Source organism: Micromonospora sp. RL09-050-HVF-A (assembly GCF_019374995.1).
Lineage (GTDB): Bacteria > Actinomycetota > Actinomycetes > Mycobacteriales > Micromonosporaceae > Micromonospora > Micromonospora antibiotica.
The window spans coordinates 5576472-5593196 of sequence record NZ_JAGKQP010000002.1; the positions used below are offsets into that span (position 1 = coordinate 5576472).

Consider the following 16725-nt stretch of genomic DNA (forward strand, 5'->3'; position numbering starts at 1 on the left):
TCAGTCGATTCCGTGGCTCTGGAGCCACATTTCCAGGAGTCCCAGTTGCCACAGTTTGTTTCCGTTCAACGGGGTCAGTTCGGCGTTCGGGTCGGCGAGCAGCGCATTGACGTAGTCGGCACGGAACAGGTCGCGGCGGCGGGCCTGCGGCGCGGTGAGCGCGTCGCGGACCCGGTCGAGGAGCTTGCCCTCCAGGTGGGTCAGGCCGGGCACCGGGAAGTAACCCTTGGGGCGGTCGATCACCTCGTGCGGCAGGACCCGGCGGCCGATCTCCTTGAGCACGCCCTTGCCGCCCTGGGCCAGCTTCAGCTCGGGCGGGCAGCTCGCCGCCAGCTCCACGAACTCGTGGTCGAGGAACGGCACCCGGGCCTCCAGGCCGTGCGCCATGGTCATGTTGTCGACCCGCTTCACCGGGTCGTCGGTGAGCATGACCTGGGTGTCGATCCGCAGGCCGGCGTCGACGGCGGTCTGCGCCCCGGCCCGGCCCAGGTGGGCGGCGACGAACTCGCGCGCCGGATCGCCGTCGGCCAGCCACGCCGGGTTGAGCACCCGGGCCAGCCCGGCCGCGTCCCGGTCGAAGAACGCCTTCGCGTACGAGTCGAGGGCCTGCTCCCGGTCGATGCCGGCCAGTGGCGGGTACCAGTGGTAGCCGCCGAGGATCTCGTCCGCGCCCTGACCGGACTGGACCACCTTGACGTGCTTGGAGACCTCCTGGCTCAGCAGGTAGAAGGCGACGCAGTCGTGGCTGACCATCGGCTCGCTCATCGCGGCCACCGCCGCCTCCAGCGGCGGAACCAGGTCACCGGCGGCCACCTTGAGCTGGTGGTGGTCGGTGCCGAACGTCTTGGCCACAAGGTCGGAGTAGACGAACTCGTCGCCCTCCCGCCCGCCGACGGCGTCGAAGCCGATCGAGAAGGTGGACAGCCCGGAGCGGGTCTGCCCCTCGCCGGCCAGCAGCGCCACCACCAGGCTGGAGTCCAGGCCGCCGGAGAGCAGCACGCCCACCGGCACGTCGGCGACCATCCGCCGGCGTACGGCGGTGGTCAGCGACTCCAGCAGGGCGTCCTCCCAGTCCCGGGCCGACCAGTCGGCGCGCGACGCGTCCCGGGTGAACGACGGGTCCCAGTAGACCCGCTCGTGGGTGCGGCCGTCGGGCTCGTAGACCCGGACGGTGGCCGGGGGGAGCTTGGCCACGCCACGCAGGATGGTGCGCGGCGGCGGCACGATGCTGTGGAAGCTGAGGTAGTGCGACAGTGCCACCGGGTCGATGGTGGTGTCGATCCCGCCGCCGGCCAGCAGGGCGGGCAGGGTGCTGGCGAACCGCACCACGCCCGGCGTCTCGGCCAGGTAGAGCGGCTTGATGCCGAGCCGGTCCCGGGCCAGCACCAGCCGGCCGGTGTCCCGCTCGGTGATCGCGACGGCGAACATGCCGATCAGGTGGTCGACGAAGTCGAGCCCCCACTCGGCGTACGCCTTGACCACCACCTCGCTGTCGCCGGAGGAGAAGAAGCGGTGGCCCTTAGCCTGCAACTCCTGGCGCAGCTCGCGGTAGTTGTAGATGCAGCCGTTGAACACGCCGGTGAGCCCGGCGGCCGGGTCGACGATCGGTTGCCCGCTGGCGGCGGAGAGGTCGATGATCTTCAAGCGGCGGTGCCCGAGGGCGGTGGCCCCCTGTGACCACACTCCGCTGTCGTCGGGCCCCCGGTCACTCATCGTGGCCGCCATGCGTTCCACCGCCGACACATCGGCCCGGGAACCGTCACGCCGGAACTCTCCCGCAAGTCCGCACATGCCAGCCAATGCTGCCAGAGGTTGTTGCACTTCGCCTGTTGAGCTGATGTCGATGGTGTTACGGGATTGCTAGCATGTGCGCCACTCACCGTGACGGCCCCGCGCGGGCCGACGTTCCTGCCCGGGGCCCGACGGGTGCCCGATTCGCCCCGGGCCCACGATGTGACAAACACCGCAGGCTCCGGAAAACGGCCGTCGGGCGGGTCGCCCGACGGCCGCTCGGTGTCCGGGTCGGTCAGCCGACCGTACGGGCCACCCCGACCGGGCAGCTCACACCGTCGGTGCTCATGCGTCGCTCGGGCCCGGCGACCACCCGGTCTCCTGGGCCCAGTCGTCGGCGCGACGGATGAGCGCCCAGGAGAACCCGGCCTTCGCGTTCGTGTAGGCGAGCCCATCGTGCGGATGTCTGGCGGCCAGGTCACGCTTGACCGCCGCGTACTCCTCGGCGGCCTGTGGATGCACCCGCAGGTAATCGCGGAACAGCAAGGGAAACTGCTCCGAGAAACTACCTGCCATCCGCACGTGGATGTGGGTACGCGGCTGCCCCGGCGGTTCCCGGAAGTACCGCTTCGTACGTTCCGGGTTCTTGTCCCGGAACACGTGTCCCAGGCTCTGCAACGGCACCCGGAAAGGCTCGTCGGGTGCCAACCGGGCCACCGAGATCTGTAGGTCGATCACCGGTTTGGCCGCCAGGCCCGGCACCGAGGTGGAGCCGATGTGGTCGATGCGCAGTGCCACATCGCCCAATGCCGCGCGCAGTGGACCTGCCACCTCCCGGAACCGTTGTGGCCAGGCCGGATCGTGATCGACGATTCTGATGACCCGCACACCCCCGGCCGGATCGTGACTCATCGGGCCCATGCTCCCTCGCGCGTTCCTCGAACGGGCAGTTCCGCCCGCGATCACGGCCCTCACCTGCCGGGGCTCTCTCAGCCGGCGGTACGGGCCACCCCGACCGGGCAGCTCAACCCGTTCGGTCCGTGGTTGCAGTAGCCGTTCGGGTTCTTCGTCGGGGCCAGATACTGTTGGTGGTAGTCCTCGGCGAAGTAGTAGTCGCCCAGCGGGGCGATCTCGGTGGTGATCTCACCCTTACCGGCCCGCGCCACGATCGGCGCGAACGCGTCCCGGGACGCCTGCGCGGTGGCCAGCTGCTCGTCGCTGGTGGTGTAGATCGTCGAGCGGTACTGGCTGCCGACGTCGTTGCCCTGACGCATGCCCTGGGTCGGGTCGTGGTTCTCCCAGAACACCTTGAGCAGGTCCTCGTAGCTGATCGCGGTGGGCTCGTAGACCACCTGGACCACCTCGGCGTGCCCGGTCATCCCCGAACACACCTCCTCGTACGTCGGGTTGGCGCTGTAGCCGCCCGCGTAGCCGGCCGACGTCGTCAGCACCCCCGGGAGGGTCCAGAACAGCCGCTCGGCGCCCCAGAAGCAGCCCATGCCGAAGACGGCGACCTGGGCACCCTCCGGGAACGGGCCCTTCAGCGACGACGGCAGCACCTCGTGCCGGTCCCCGATCGGCATCGCGATCGGGCGGCCGGGCAGGGCCTGGTCGGGGCTGATCATCTCGGCCTTCATGCGGCGAAGGAACACGGTGGAACTCCTCTCGTACCTCTCCCCGCATGCAACACCGGCGGGCCCGTCTTCCTTACCCGCTGCGTCCCGGCTCTCGCCCCCGGGCCTCGCCGAATGTCGGCGGGTCTCAGGGCAGGGCGGCGGCGACCCGCCCGGCGTAGGAGTCGGCCTCGGCGTCGTCGGCGTAGCGGGTACGCGGCCAGAAGAAGCCGCGCAGGCCGTCGCCCTTGGTCCTCGGCACCACGTGGGTGTGCAGGTGCGGCACCGACTGGGACACCCGGTTGTTCATCGCCACGAAGGTCCCACCGGCCCCCAGACCGGATTCCACGGCCGCCGCCAGGCGCTGCACCAGGCCGAAGTAGCCGGACAGGTCGGCCGCCGGCAGGTCGGTCAGGGTGACCAGGTGGGCGCGGGGCACCACCAGGACGTGCCCCTTGAACACGGGCCGGGTGTCCAGGAACGCCACCCCGTCCGGCTCGTCGGCCACCCGGAACGCCGGCACCTCCCCGGCCACGATCTGACAGAACACGCACCCGCTCACCCGCGCAGCCTAGAGCCCTGCGCGCCCGCCCACCACGCCGAGCGGACGCCGCCGGGGCGCGGCGCGGGATGAGCGGGGGCGGGTTCCGCCCGGCGGGCGGGGCGGGGCGGACTAACGTCTGCGGGATGAGTCACGGCTTCGAGACGCTCGCCATCCACGCCGGCCAGGACCCGGAGGCCCGCACCGGCGCGGTGATCCCCCCGATCTACCAGACCAGCACGTACGCCCAGGACGCCGTCGGAGCGCCCCGGCAGGGCTACGAGTACAGCCGCTCCGGCAACCCCACCCGCGACGCGCTCCAGGAGTGCCTGGCCGCGCTGGAGGGGGGTCGGGTCGGGCTCGCCTTCGCCAGCGGCCTGGCCGCCGAGGACACCCTGCTGCGGACGGTCTGCTCGCCCGGCGACCACGTGGTGATCCCCGACGACGCGTACGGCGGCACCTACCGGCTGTTCGCCCGGGTCGCCGAGCGGTGGGGGCTGACGTACACGCCGGCGAAGGTCTCCGACGTCGACGCGGTCCGGGCCGCGATCCGCCCCGAGACGAAGATCGTCTGGGTGGAGACGCCGACGAACCCGCTGCTCGGCATCGCCGACATCGCCGCCCTGGCCGGGCTCGCGCACGAGGCCGGGGCGCTGCTGGCGGTCGACAACACGTTCGCCTCGCCGTACCTGCAGCAGCCGCTCGCGCACGGCGCGGACGTGGTGGTGCACTCCACCACCAAGTACGTCGGCGGGCACTCCGACGTGGTCGGTGGCGCGTTGATCGTCGCCGATCCGACCCTCGGCGACGAACTGCGCTACCACCAGAACGCGATGGGCGCGATCAACGGCCCGTTCGACGCCTGGCTGACCCTGCGCGGCATCAAGACCCTCGGGGTACGGATGGACCGGCACTGCGACAACGCCGAACGGATCGCCGCCTTCCTCGACGGGCACGCCAAGGTCGCCCAGGTCATCTACCCGGGCCTGCCGTCGCACCCCGGACACGAGGTGGCCGCCAAGCAGATGCGCCGCTTCGGCGGGATGATCTCCTTCCGGGCCGCCGGCGGTGAGGAACACGCCGTGCAGGTCTGCAACCGGGCCCGGCTGTTCGTCCTCGCCGAGTCGCTCGGCGGGGTGGAGTCCCTGATCGAGCACCCGGGCCGGATGACACACGCAAGTGCTGCCGGCTCGCCGCTTGAAGTTCCCGGCGATCTCGTGCGACTGTCTGTCGGCATCGAGACGGTCGACGACCTGCTCGCCGATCTGGAGCAGGCGCTGGGCTGACCGCGGGCTGGGAAGAGGTGGCCGTGCAGGACATCATGCCGACCTGGGTGGGGGCGACCGCCAAGCAGATCGCCCGGGGCGTACGCCGGGGCGACGTCTCCGCCACCCAGGTCGTCGCCGACCACCTGGACCACGTCGGGCGGGTCGACGGCGCCCTCTCCGCGTTCCGGGTGGTCCGGGGCGGCGAGGCGATCACCGAGGCGGAGAAGGTCGACGAGCAGGAGGAGTTGGCGAACCTCCCGCTCGCCGGGGTGCCGGTGGCGGTCAAGGAGAACACCCCGGTCGCCGGCCTGCCCACCTGGAACGGGTCGGTCGCCGCACGTACCCCGGTGGCGGAGGCCGACCACGAGGTGGTGCGCCGGTTGCGCGGCGCGGGCGCGGTGATCCTCGGGGTGACCCGGATGCCGGAGCTGGGACTCTGGGCGATCACCGACGACGCGACCGCCGTCACCCGTAACCCGTGGGACCTGCGGCGTACCCCCGGGGGGTCTTCCGGCGGAGCCGCCGCGGCGGTCGCGGCCGGGCTGGTGCCGATCGCGCACGGCAACGACGGGCTGGGCTCGATCCGCATCCCGGCCGCCTGCTGCGGCCTGGTCGGGCTCAAGCCCGGCCGGGGTGTGGTCCCGTGCCAGCTCGGCGCGGAGGACTGGTTCGGGCTGACCGAGCACGGCATGCTCACCACCACGGTCGCCGATGCCGCCGTCGGCTTCCAGGTGCTCGCCGGGCGTCGCCCGGACAAGCTGGTCCCCCCGCCCCGGCTGCGGGTCGGCGTGTCGCTGCGCTCGCCGGTGCGCGGTGTGTCGCCGGACGCGCCCAACCGGGACGCGGTGGCCGCCGCCGGCCGGCTGCTCGCCGCCGCCGGCCACGACACCGTGCCCGCCGACCCGGTCTACCCGACCTCGCTCGGCCTCCAGGGCATCGCCACCTGGCTCGCCGCCGCCGCGGCCGACGTGCGGGCCGCCGGCATCGACCGGCGTGGCCTGCAACGGCGCAGCCGCCGGCACGTCGCGCTGGGGGAGTGGGCGCAACGCCGGGGGTACGTGCGGGAGGCCGACCGGGCCGCCTGGCGCGACCGCTCCGTCGGTTTCTTCACCGACCACGCGGTCGACCTGCTGCTCACCCCGGCCCTGGCCGGGCCGCCGCCGGAGGCCACCGCCTGGTCCGGCCGGTCCTGGCTGGCGAACATGAGGACCAACATCCGGTACGCCCCGTTCGCCGCCCCGTGGAACGTCGCCGGCCTGCCGTCGATCGTGGTGCCGGTGGGCCGCCGCCCGGACGGCCTGCCGGTCGCCGCGCAACTGGTCGGCCCGCCCGGGTCGGAACTGCTGCTGCTCGGTGTCGCCGGGCAGTTCGAGATGCAGGCCCCCTGGACCCGGCACGCCCCCGGCTACCCCCGGGTCGACACGGGCTCCCCGGCCGTCGCCTGACCCGCCCGCCTGACCGCCCCGTGCCGGGCCGTCGGTGCCGGAGCGGGCCCACCTGGTCCGGGTCGTCGGCCGGCTGACCCCGGTGCGACCACCAGCGGTCGGTGAGCACGTCGTCGCCGCTGGTGGCGGGCGGTGTCGCCGCCGGTGCCGCCGGGGGCGGGTGGCACGATCGGGGCATGACGGAACTGGTCGACCTCGCCGACGTACGGGCCGCCCGGGAACTGCTCACCGGGGTCACCCGGACCACCCCGCTGGAGCCGTCCCGGCCGCTGAGCGCGGCGCTGGCCGGCCCGGTCTGGCTCAAGTGCGAGAACATGCAGCGCGCCGGCTCCTACAAGGTGCGCGGCGCGTACGTGCGGATCTCCCGGCTGTCGGCGCAGGAGCGGGAGCAGGGTGTGGTCGCGGCCAGTGCCGGCAACCACGCCCAGGGGGTGGCCCTCGCCGCCGGCCTGGTCGGCACCCACGCCACCGTCTTCATGCCGGTCAACGCCCCACTGCCCAAGGTGGCCGCCACCAAGGGGTACGGCGCTCGCATCGAGCTGGTCGGCAACACCGTGGACGAGTCGTTGGTGGCCGCGCAGACCTTCGCCGAGCGCACCGGCGCGGTGTTCATCCACCCGTTCGACCACCCGGACGTGATCGCCGGCCAGGGCACCGTCGCCCTGGAGATCCTCGAACAGTGCCCCGAGGTGCGGACGATCATCACCGGGGTCGGTGGCGGTGGCCTGATCTCCGGGATGGCGGTGGCCGCGAAGGCGCTGCGACCCGACGTGCGGATCATCGGCGTGCAGGCGGCCAGCGCCGCCGCGTTCCCGCCCTCGCTGGCCGCCGGGGAACCGGTCCGGCTGCCGGCGTTCGCCACCATCGCCGACGGCATCGCGGTCGGCCGGCCAGGTGAGATCACTTTCAGTCACGTCCGTACGCTCGTCGACGAGATGGTCACCGTCAGCGAGGAGGACATCTCCCGGGCGCTGCTGATGCTGCTGGAGCGGGGCAAACAGGTGGTCGAGCCGGCCGGTGCGGTCGGGGTGGCCGCGCTGCTGGCCGGGGTCGTGCAGGTGGACACCCCGACGGTGGCGGTGCTCTCCGGCGGCAACATCGACCCGCTGCTGATGATGCGGGTGATCGAACACGGTCTCGCCGCAGCGGGCCGCTACCTGCGGGTCACCGTGCGCTGCTCGGACCGGCCGGGCCAGCTCGCGTCACTGCTCACCGAGATCGCCGGGCACCGGGCGAACGTGGTCGACGTGGAACACCAGCGGGCCAATCCGCACCTGCGGCTCGGTGAGGTGGAGGTGGCCCTGTCGGTGGAGACCCGGGGCGTCGAGCACTCCGACACCCTGATCAGTGCCCTACGGGCCAGTGGTTACCAGGTGGTCCTGACGACCGAGGCGTGACACCCCGACGGGTGCCACGCCTCGTGCGTACCGATGGATCGTCGTCGGGTCGCGCGGACCCGGCGGCGGTGCGGCTCAGCCGGAGAACGGCTCGAAGCTGACGATCGTCACCTTGATGTCCGCGCCGCTGGGCGCGGTGTAGGTGCAGGCCTGGCCGGGGCGACCGCCCAGGATGGCCCTGCCCAGCGCCGACTCCGGGCTGTAGACCGTCAGGTCGGTGGTGGCGGCGATCTCCCGCGACCCGAGCAGGAACGTCTCGGTGTCGTCCTTGTCGTCGTCGAAGTAGATCGTCACGACCATGCCGGGCGACACCACGTCGGCCGTCGGCGCCTCGCCCACCTGGGCGGTGCGCAGCAGCTCCTTGAGGTAGAGGATCCGGCCCTCGGCCTTGCCCTGCTCCTCGCGGGCGGCGTGGTAGCCACCGTTCTCCCGCAGGTCGCCCTCTTCCCGCCGGGCGTTGATCTCGGCGGCGATGACCGGCCGGTTGGCGATCAGCTCGTCGAGCTCGGCCTGGAGGCGGTCGTGCGCGTCCTGGGACAGCCAGGTGGCGGGCGCCTTGTTGTCATTGGTGGACACAGGCGTACTCCTCGGATGTGCGTGCTGGCTGACAGGTGACTTACCAACCTACCAGTGGCCGGCACGTGCGGGCGTCGTCGATCACCCGGTCGGGTGGGAGCAGCGTGCCGCCCGCCGGCCGTGGCGTCGCCGCGCCCTGGTCACCCGTGGTGTTCAGCCCGCCGGACGGCAGCGGACCACTTCGCCGATGAACGGACGCTCGGTGGTCGCCACCCGGTGCCGGGCGGTGACGTGCCGCTGGCCGGGGGACGCGGTCACGGTGACCTCCTCGTGCCCCACCTCGACGCCGGCGTGCGAGCGGGCCCGCACCAGACACACCGCCGAGCCGCCCTCGGGCACGGTCACCCGGAAGTCGACCCGCACGCCGGTGTCGCTGGCATCGGTGTAGGTGATCACCTCGGGCCGGTATTCCGGGTCGCCGTAGCGCTGGTAGAGCTGCGTCGCGGCCAGGACCAACCCGGCGATCAGCACGGCCACCAGTGCCCAGCTCAGCGCCGGGCGTCGACGCCCGGGCTCCCGTCGGCGGCCGTACCGGCCGGGCGGGAACACCGGCGCGGCCGAGGGAACTGTGGCGTGCGTCTCGGTCACCGGCGGGTATCTCCTGGCGTTGTTGTCGGTCGCGTCGGCAAGAATGACAGGGTCCATCTTCCCAGCCCGGGGCCGGGCCCGGAACGGCAGGTCGGCAGCCGCGCCGACAGGTCACCGCGGCGGGTCGGGCGAGCGACCCGGACCGGGCCGCCGGCGGGCACAGACGAGGAGCGCCCACGTTGGCAGAGAAGCTGCGGCTCATGGCCGTGCACGCACACCCGGACGACGAGTCCAGCAAGGGTGCCGCGACCATGGCGAAATACGTCGCCGAGGGGGTGGACGTGCTGGTCGTGACGTGCACCGGGGGCGAACGCGGCAGCGTGCTCAACCCCAAGCTCGACCGCCCCGACGTGTGGGCCAACATCGGTGAGATCCGGCGGGCCGAGATGGACGCCGCCCGGGCGATCCTCGGCGTCGAGCAGGCCTGGCTGGGCTTCGTCGACTCGGGCCTGCCCGAGGGCGACCCGCTGCCGCCGTTGCCCGAGGGCTGCTTCGCCCTCCAGGACGTCGAGGTGGCGGCCGGGCCGCTGGTCAAGCTGATGCGGGAGTTCCGTCCGCACGTCGTCACCACGTACGACGAGGAGGGCGGCTACCCGCACCCCGACCACATCATGTGCCACAAGGTCAGCGTGGCCGCGTTCGAGGCGGCCGGCGACCCGACCCGGTACCCGGAACTGGGCGCCCCCTGGCAGCCGTTGAAGCTCTACTACGACATCGGCTTCTCCAAGGGCAGGATCCTGGCCCTGCACGAGGGCACGCTGGCCGCGGGCCTCCCCTCACCGTACGAGGACTGGCTCAAGCGCTGGGACGAGCGGCCGGACAAGGGTTCGCGGATCACCACCCGGGTGGAGTGCGCGGAGTACTTCCCGGTCCGCGACGACGCGTTGCGCGCCCACGCCACCCAGGTCGACCCGGACGGCTTCTGGTTCCACGTGCCGATGGAGATCCAGCAGCACGCCTGGCCGACGGAGGACTTCCAACTCGCCCGCTCGACGGTCGACTCCCCGCTGCCCGAGTCCGACCTGTTCGCCGGGGTACGGGAAGCCGCCCATGTCAGGTGACCGGCGGCCGGGGCTACGCTGACACTCCACCGCACATCGGAGAAATGCCATGCTCAACACTGTCCAGGTGCTCGCGGAGAACAACTTCGGGGACACCCGCACGGGTGGTCTGGCCGGGCCGATGGGCCTGTTCCTCATCCTGATCCTCGGCACCGCCACCGTGCTGCTGATCCGCAACATGAACTCCCGGCTGCGCCGGTTGCCCGAGCGGTTCCCCCAGCAGGGCGGCCCGGTCGGGGCCGACCGGGCCGATTCGTCGGCCACCGGTCCGTCGGACGGGACGACCGGGCAGGAATCACGTACGAACCTGCCGAGCGGCCACCAGCAGCCCTGAGTGGGATGACGGGGGCGTGAATCACGCTGATCCGGGTCGTCGACCCCTGTTGCGGCCACCCGGATTGGCTTAGCCTTCCGCCGGGGGACGAAAGTCCCTGAGCCGTGCGCGGGAGGGGGTGCCATGACCGTCGTAGCCGCGTTCGTCCGTCGCGCCGTCGACGGCCCCGCGGACGGAGCCGGGCGGTGACCTCCGGCAGGGCCGGCGCGTCCGACGACGGGCCGGAGCCGCCGGACACCCCGCTGCGGGTACGTGTCCTCACCCTCGCCGTGACCCTGACCGCGTTGGTGGCGGTGGCGCTCGGCCTGCGCCTGCCGACCGTCCTGCCGCCCGACGACCCGCTCCCCGCGGTCGCCCGGTTCGGCATCGTCGTCGCCGTGTTCGCGATGTCCCAACTCGCCCGGTTGCGGTTCCGCACCGCCACCGGCATGGTGAGCATCACCTGGGGCGAGGCGGCCCTGATCGTCTGCCTCTACCTCGCGCCAGCCGGCTGGTTGCCGGCCGCAGCGCTGCTCGGCACCGGTGTGGCCTGGACGACCATGTCACTGGCCGCCGACCGCCGTCCCCCGGTGGAGCTGCTGCGGATCGCCGCCTCGCTGACCGCAGCCACCGCGCTCGCCGTCGCCGTCACCACCGCCCTCGGTCAGCCGTTGCTGGCCGGCCCCACCCCGGCCCTCGTGCCCGCCCTGGTCGCCGGCGCGGTCACCTACCTGCTCACCACCGCCGGGCTGGGCGGGGCCACTCTCGCCCTGCGGCACGGCGTTGCGGTCGGCCCGGCGCTGCTCGTCGCCCTGCGCGGCAAGGTGCTGATGTTCGTCGGCAACGTGGTGGTCGGGCTGGTCGTGGTGGCCCTGCTGGAGGTCGACCCGCGCTGGTTGCTGCTGCTCCCACCGCTGCTCTGGCTGCTCCAGCAGACCTACCGGCACCGGCTGCGCGCCGACCAGGAACAGCGCACCTGGCGGGCCTTCGCCGAGGCCACCGCCGCGCTCAACCAGCTCGACGAGCGCGGGGTGGCCACGGCGGCGGTGACCGGCGCGCTGGCCCTCTTCGGTGCCGAACTGGTGGACGTGGACGTGGCCCGGGGTGACGGCCGCTGGCGGCGTTACCGGGGTGACGCCTCGGGCCAGGTGGCCGACCGGGAGACCGGGCCACCCGCCGGGGCCACCGTGGACACCCACGAACTGGTCCGGCCGCTCGTCGTCGGTGACGTCCAGGTCGGACAGTTGCGGGTCCGGTTCCCCTCCACCGGGCCGCCGAACGACCGGGAACGCGACGCGGTGGCCGCCTACTCCGACGCGTTGGCCGCCGCGCTGCACGACGCGGCGACCCATCGGGAGTTGCGGCTGGTCAGTGCCCGCTCGTCGTACGACGCGGTGCACGACGCGCTGACCGGGCTGGTCAACCGGACGGCCATGCTGACCAAGGGCGACCAGGCGTTGCGGCAGCTCGTCCACGATCATCCGGTGGCGTTGCTGCTGCTCGACATCGACCAGTTCAAAGAGGTCAACGACACCCTCGGGCACGCGGCCGGCGACCAGCTGCTGCGGCTCACCGGCAACCGGTTGGGCACCCTGACCCGCCCCGGCGACCTGCTCGCCCGGCTCGGCGGCGACGAGTTCGCCCTGCTGCTGACGTCGGTCCCGGTGATCGGCGACCGGGCCGCCCCGATGGCGTACGCGCTGCGGCAGGCCCGGGAGATCGCCGAGCGGCTGGCCGCGCCGACCGAGGTGGCCGGGGTGCGGATGTCGGTCGAGGTGTCGGTGGGGGTGGTGGTTGCCGGTGCGGGCACCGCCGACCTGACGGAGCTGCTGCGTCGGGCCGACATCGCCATGTACCAGGCGAAGGAGGGCGGCGGCAGCGTCGCCGCGTACGACAGCACCCGGGACGCGGCCAGCACCGACCAGTTGGCCCTGCTGGCCGAATTGCGGGAGGCGTTGCAGGCCGACGACCAGCTGGTGCTGGCCCTGCAACCGGCGGTCGACCTGGCCACCGGCGCACCGACCGGGGTGGAGGCGCTGATCCGCTGGCGGCATCCCCGGCGGGGCTGGCTCAGCCCGGCCGACTTCATCCGCCCGGTGGAGAACAGCGAGCAGCTCGGCACGTTCACCCGGTACGTGCTGGACAAGGCGCTGTCGGTGGCCGCCGAGTGGGCCCGCGACGGGCTGGACGTGCCGATCTCGGTGAACCTCTCGGCCCGCAGCCTGCTCGACCCCCGGTTGCCGGCGGAGATCGCCGACGCCCTGCGTCGCCACCAGGTGCCGCCGCACCGGTTGGTCCTGGAGATCACCGAGACGGTGGTGATGAGCGAGCTGGAGGTGATCGACGAGGTGCTGGCGAACCTGCGGTCGATGGGCGTCCAGTTGGCCGTCGACGACTTCGGCACCGGGTTCTCGTCGCTGTCGTTCGTGACCCGGATCGCGGTGGACGAGTTGAAGGTGGACCGGTCCTTCGTGATCCGGATGGCCGACTCGCCGGAGGCGGCGGCGATCGTCCGGGCCACCGTCGGCCTCGCCCACGAGTTGGGGCTGCGGGTGGTCGCCGAGGGCGTGGAGACGGCTGAGCAGCGGGCCGCACTGGTGGCGTTGGGCTGCACCGCCGCCCAGGGCTACCACTTCTTCAAGCCGATGCCGGCCGACAAGATCGGCGCGGTGCTCGGCTCGCTGCGCGACTCCGCCGAGTCGAACGTCTTCCCCCTGCGCGCCGACGGCGCCTCCTGACCCCGCAACCCCCACCCCTCCTCGGGCGTGTGGCGACGGCATGATCGTGCTCGATCCACGATGTAGTGGTCTCGGCGGGCTTGGGCCACTACAACCAGGATCGAGCATGATCTTGCGGCGGGCGGCGGGCGGCGGGCGGCGGGCGGCGGGCGGCGGGTGGCGGGCGGCGGGTGGCGGGCGGCGGGTGGCGGGGTGGCCCGCGTGCCTACGTCGGAACGCGGGCCACCCCGGCGGCGGGCGGGTCAGCCTCTGGGGAGGACCTCGCCGACCACCGCCGGCAGTGCGGCCCAGTCGGCGGAGGCGACGCTGGCGTGGGCGGCGGCGAGCTGCGCGAGGCGGGCCCGGGCGGCCACCGGATCGGTGTTGCCGACCGCCGGGGGGACGTTCTGCGCGTCGGTCATCACCAGCAGGTAGTGGTTGGTGTCGTACCAGGAGGTGTCGATGCCGCCGGTGACGTAGGCCGACGCGTCGCCATCGAACAGGACGAACCACGGGCGCAGGCTGGTGTCGGCGTACCGGCTGCGCGGGTCGCCGGTCTGGGCCCGGTGCACCGCCGGGAACGCCTGCGCCTGACCGAGGGTGCCGGCCGCCGCCAGGCCGGCCAGGTGCTGGGCGTACTCGATGTCGGTCCAGAGGGTGTCGGTGGGGTTGCCCTCCTCGACGGTGCCGGGGATCAGCTCCACGATCACCTTGCCGGCGAGCTGCGCCCGGGTCGGCCAGGCGTTCGCGCGGGCGGCGGCGTCCAGGGTGGCGTACCCGGCGCGCAGGTCGGCGGGGCGGAACACCCGGCTGCCGAGGCGGGCGGCGAGCACCGCGTCGAGCTGGACGGGCCCCTGCCCGGTACGGCTACTGAAGCCGGTCTTCAGCTCCAGTTTGAGTTGGAGCGGACCGGCGTCGGGGTGGGCGTCGAACCAGAGCCGGATGTCGTCGAGGCAGTGCTCCAGGTTCTTGTTGCGGGTGCCGGTGTAGAGCTGCGCGGGGGTGCTGGCGGCGACGCAGTTGTTGTCGTTGCCGAGCGGGTTGGAGTGGCTGACCCGCCACTGCTTGGTGATGATGTCCGGCCAGACGTCCAGCTCGATCATTCCGGGGCGGGCGTCGAGCGCCTGCGCCAGATAGGTGTACGTCCCGCGTTCGTACGCGTTGTGCGTGCCGACCACGGTGGTCGCCGAGACCCGGGTGCCGGGGTCCACGGCGGCCGAGGCGGGGGCGGCGGTGCTGAACACCGCTGTGGCCACCGCGACCGACGTGAGCGCCGACAGGAGACGGGAACCGCGCATGGGGGTACCTCCTCGCGGGCCGGTGCCGATCACCGCACCCGCACAGATCAAAGACGATGAATGTGAACGGGGGAAGGCCCGGTTTCGGCGGGACGGGTGCGCCCGGGGGTGGATAGGGTCGTCGGGTGAATCGACTCGCCCAGGCCACCTCGCCGTACCTGCTCCAGCACGCCGACAACCCGGTCGACTGGTGGCCGTGGTGCGACGAGGCGTTCGCCGAGGCGAAGCGGAGAGACGTCCCGGTGCTGATCTCGGTGGGCTACGCCGCCTGCCACTGGTGCCACGTGATGGCCCACGAGTCGTTCGAGGACGAGACGGTCGGCGCGCTGGTCAACGCCGGTTTCGTGGCGATCAAGGTGGACCGGGAGGAGCGGCCCGACGTCGACGCCGTCTACATGACCGCCACCCAGGCGATGACCGGCCAGGGCGGGTGGCCGATGACGGTCTTCGCCACCCCCGACGGCACCCCGTTCTTCTGCGGCACGTACTTCCCGAAGCCCAACTTCGTCCGGCTGCTGGAGTCGGTGGGCACCGCGTGGCGGGAGCAGCGGGAGGCCGTACTGCGGCAGGGTGCGGCGGTGGTCGAGGCGATCGGCGGCGCCCAGGCCGTCGGCGGCCCCACCGCCCCGCTCACCGCCGACCTGCTCGACGCCGCCGCCACCCAACTCGCCACCGAGTACGACGAGACGAACGGCGGCTTCGGTGGCGCACCGAAGTTTCCGCCGCACATGAACCTGCTGTTCCTGCTCCGGCACCACCGGCGCACCGGGTCGGCGCGCAGCCTGGAGATCGTCCGGCACACCGCCGAGGCGATGGCCCGGGGCGGCCTGTACGACCAGCTCGCCGGGGGGTTCGCCCGCTACTCGGTGGACGCCCACTGGACGGTGCCGCACTTCGAGAAGATGCTCTACGACAACGCCCTGCTGCTGCGGGTCTACACCCAGCTGTGGCGGCTCACCGGCGACCGGCTGGCCCGCCGGGTGGCCCGGGACACCGCCCGGTTCCTCGCCGACGAGCTGCACCGCCCCGGCGACGGCTTCGCCTCCGCGCTCGACGCCGACACCGACGGGGTGGAGGGCCTCACCTACGCCTGGACCCCGGCCCAGCTCGTCGAGGCGCTCGGCGAGGACGACGGCCGCTGGGCCGCCGACCTGTTCGACGTCACCGAGGCGGGCACCTTCGAGCACGGCACGAGCGTGCTGCGGCTGGCCCGGGACGTCGACGACGCCGACCCGCAGATCCGGGCCCGCTGGCGCAGCGTGGTGGGCCGGCTGCTGGCCGCCCGGGACACCCGCCCCCAACCGGCCCGCGACGACAAGGTGGTGGCCGCCTGGAACGGCCTGGCGGTCACCGCGCTCGTCGAGTTCGTCCAGGTCGCCGCGCTCTGCGCCGACCCCGGCGACGAGGACGCCAACCTGATGGACGGGGTCGCCATCGTCGCCGACGGGGCGCTGCGCGACGCCGCCGAACACCTGGCCGGCGTGCACCTGGTCGACGGCCGGCTCCGCCGGGCCTCCCGCGACCGGACGGTCGGCGAGCCGGCCGGTGTGCTGGAGGACTACGGCTGCGTGGCCGAGGCGTTCTGCGCGGTGCACCAGCTCACCGGCGAGGGCCGCTGGCTGGAGTTGGCCGGTGGCCTGCTGGACGTGGCGCTGGCCCGGTTCGCCGCCTCCGACGGCGGTTTCTACGACACCGCCGACGACGCCGAACGGCTGGTCACCCGGCCGGCCGACCCGACCGACAACGCCACCCCGTCGGGCCGGTCGGCGATCGTGGCGGCGCTGAGCGCGTACGCGGCGTTGAGCGGGGAGACCCGCTACCGGGAGGCGGCGGAGGCGGCCCTGTCGACCGTCGCACCGATCGTCGGCCGGCACGCCCGGTTCACCGGGTACGCGTCGTCCGCCGGTGAGGCGCTGCTGTCCGGGCCGTACGAGATCGCGGTGGTCACCGACGACCCGGCCGGGGACCCGCTGGTCGCCGCCGCGCACCGGCACGCCCCACCCGGTGCGGTGGTGGTCGCCGGCCGGCCCGACCAGCCCGGGGTGCCGCTGCTCGCCGACCGGCCGCTGGTCGACGGGCGGCCCACCGCGTACGTCTGCCGGGGGTTCGTCTGCCAACGGCCGGTGACCTCGGTCGAGGAGCTGGTCGCCCAGCTCACCTGAGCCGACCCCGCCAGG

At 73.0% G+C, this 16725-nt stretch carries 14 protein-coding genes; 7 read left to right on the forward strand and 7 right to left on the reverse strand.

Translation table 11 applies throughout. The features are described from left to right. From J7462_RS24835 to J7462_RS24850, 4 genes are all read right to left on the reverse strand, one after another. Entirely contained in the window at positions 1–1791 is a 1791-nt protein-coding gene (locus J7462_RS24835) for an N-acetylglutaminylglutamine amidotransferase (protein ID WP_219467239.1), read from the reverse strand. A 285-nt stretch (positions 1792–2076) separates the two neighbouring features. Continuing rightward, positions 2077–2643, reverse strand: a complete 567-nt coding sequence (locus J7462_RS24840) for a GrpB family protein (RefSeq protein WP_219467242.1) — start codon at positions 2641–2643, stop codon at positions 2077–2079. 77 nt (positions 2644–2720) lie between these two features. Next, positions 2721–3383 carry a peptide-methionine (S)-S-oxide reductase MsrA gene (msrA, locus tag J7462_RS24845; RefSeq protein ID WP_219467246.1) on the reverse strand — a complete coding sequence of 221 codons (663 nt, stop codon included), beginning with the start codon at positions 3381–3383 and terminating at the stop codon, positions 2721–2723. A 109-nt stretch (positions 3384–3492) separates the two neighbouring features. Next, positions 3493–3906: an HIT family protein gene (locus J7462_RS24850; RefSeq protein ID WP_219467262.1), complete on the reverse strand. Its 414-nt coding sequence runs from the start codon at positions 3904–3906 to the stop codon at positions 3493–3495. A gap of 125 nt (positions 3907–4031) precedes the next feature. Between J7462_RS24850 and J7462_RS24855 the strand changes: the two genes are divergently transcribed. From J7462_RS24855 to ilvA, 3 genes are all read left to right on the forward strand, one after another. Continuing rightward, on the forward strand, positions 4032–5171 hold the full coding sequence (locus J7462_RS24855; protein WP_219467265.1) for a cystathionine gamma-synthase: 1140 nt from the start codon (positions 4032–4034) through the stop codon (positions 5169–5171). 17 nt (positions 5172–5188) lie between these two features. Continuing rightward, complete coding sequence (locus tag J7462_RS24860; RefSeq protein WP_219467268.1) at positions 5189–6598, forward strand: amidase; 1410 nt, start codon at positions 5189–5191, stop codon at positions 6596–6598. A 176-nt stretch (positions 6599–6774) separates the two neighbouring features. Beyond that, on the forward strand, positions 6775–7995 hold the full coding sequence (ilvA, locus tag J7462_RS24865; RefSeq protein WP_219467271.1) for a threonine ammonia-lyase: 1221 nt from the start codon (positions 6775–6777) through the stop codon (positions 7993–7995). Between the two features lie 75 nt (positions 7996–8070). On the opposite strand, the gene greA is transcribed toward ilvA, so the two are convergent. Then, positions 8071–8571 (reverse strand): transcription elongation factor GreA, encoded by a 501-nt coding sequence (greA, locus tag J7462_RS24870; protein ID WP_208568520.1) that lies wholly within the window; start codon positions 8569–8571, stop codon positions 8071–8073. A 153-nt stretch (positions 8572–8724) separates the two neighbouring features. Next, positions 8725–9159: a DUF4307 domain-containing protein gene (locus J7462_RS24875; RefSeq protein ID WP_208568519.1), complete on the reverse strand. Its 435-nt coding sequence runs from the start codon at positions 9157–9159 to the stop codon at positions 8725–8727. A 179-nt stretch (positions 9160–9338) separates the two neighbouring features. Here J7462_RS24875 and mca point away from each other — a divergent pair, with 179 nt between their 5' ends. The 3 genes from mca (at position 9339) to J7462_RS24890 (ending at position 13271) form a co-directional block, all read left to right on the forward strand. Further along, positions 9339–10220, forward strand: coding sequence for a mycothiol conjugate amidase Mca (gene mca, locus J7462_RS24880; RefSeq protein ID WP_219467274.1), 882 nt, complete (start codon positions 9339–9341; stop codon positions 10218–10220). Positions 10221–10269: 49 nt separating this feature from the next. Beyond that, on the forward strand, positions 10270–10554 hold the full coding sequence (locus tag J7462_RS24885) for a hypothetical protein (RefSeq protein WP_219467277.1): 285 nt from the start codon (positions 10270–10272) through the stop codon (positions 10552–10554). Between the two features lie 269 nt (positions 10555–10823). Next, positions 10824–13271, forward strand: a complete 2448-nt coding sequence (locus J7462_RS24890) for a putative bifunctional diguanylate cyclase/phosphodiesterase (protein WP_374197590.1) — start codon at positions 10824–10826, stop codon at positions 13269–13271. Positions 13272–13513: 242 nt separating this feature from the next. On the opposite strand, the gene J7462_RS24895 is transcribed toward J7462_RS24890, so the two are convergent. After that, positions 13514–14548: a phosphatidylinositol-specific phospholipase C domain-containing protein gene (locus tag J7462_RS24895; protein ID WP_219467282.1), complete on the reverse strand. Its 1035-nt coding sequence runs from the start codon at positions 14546–14548 to the stop codon at positions 13514–13516. Positions 14549–14673: 125 nt separating this feature from the next. Here J7462_RS24895 and J7462_RS24900 point away from each other — a divergent pair, with 125 nt between their 5' ends. Further along, positions 14674–16710, forward strand: coding sequence for a thioredoxin domain-containing protein (locus J7462_RS24900; RefSeq protein WP_219467285.1), 2037 nt, complete (start codon positions 14674–14676; stop codon positions 16708–16710). Positions 16711–16725 lie beyond the last annotated feature (15 nt).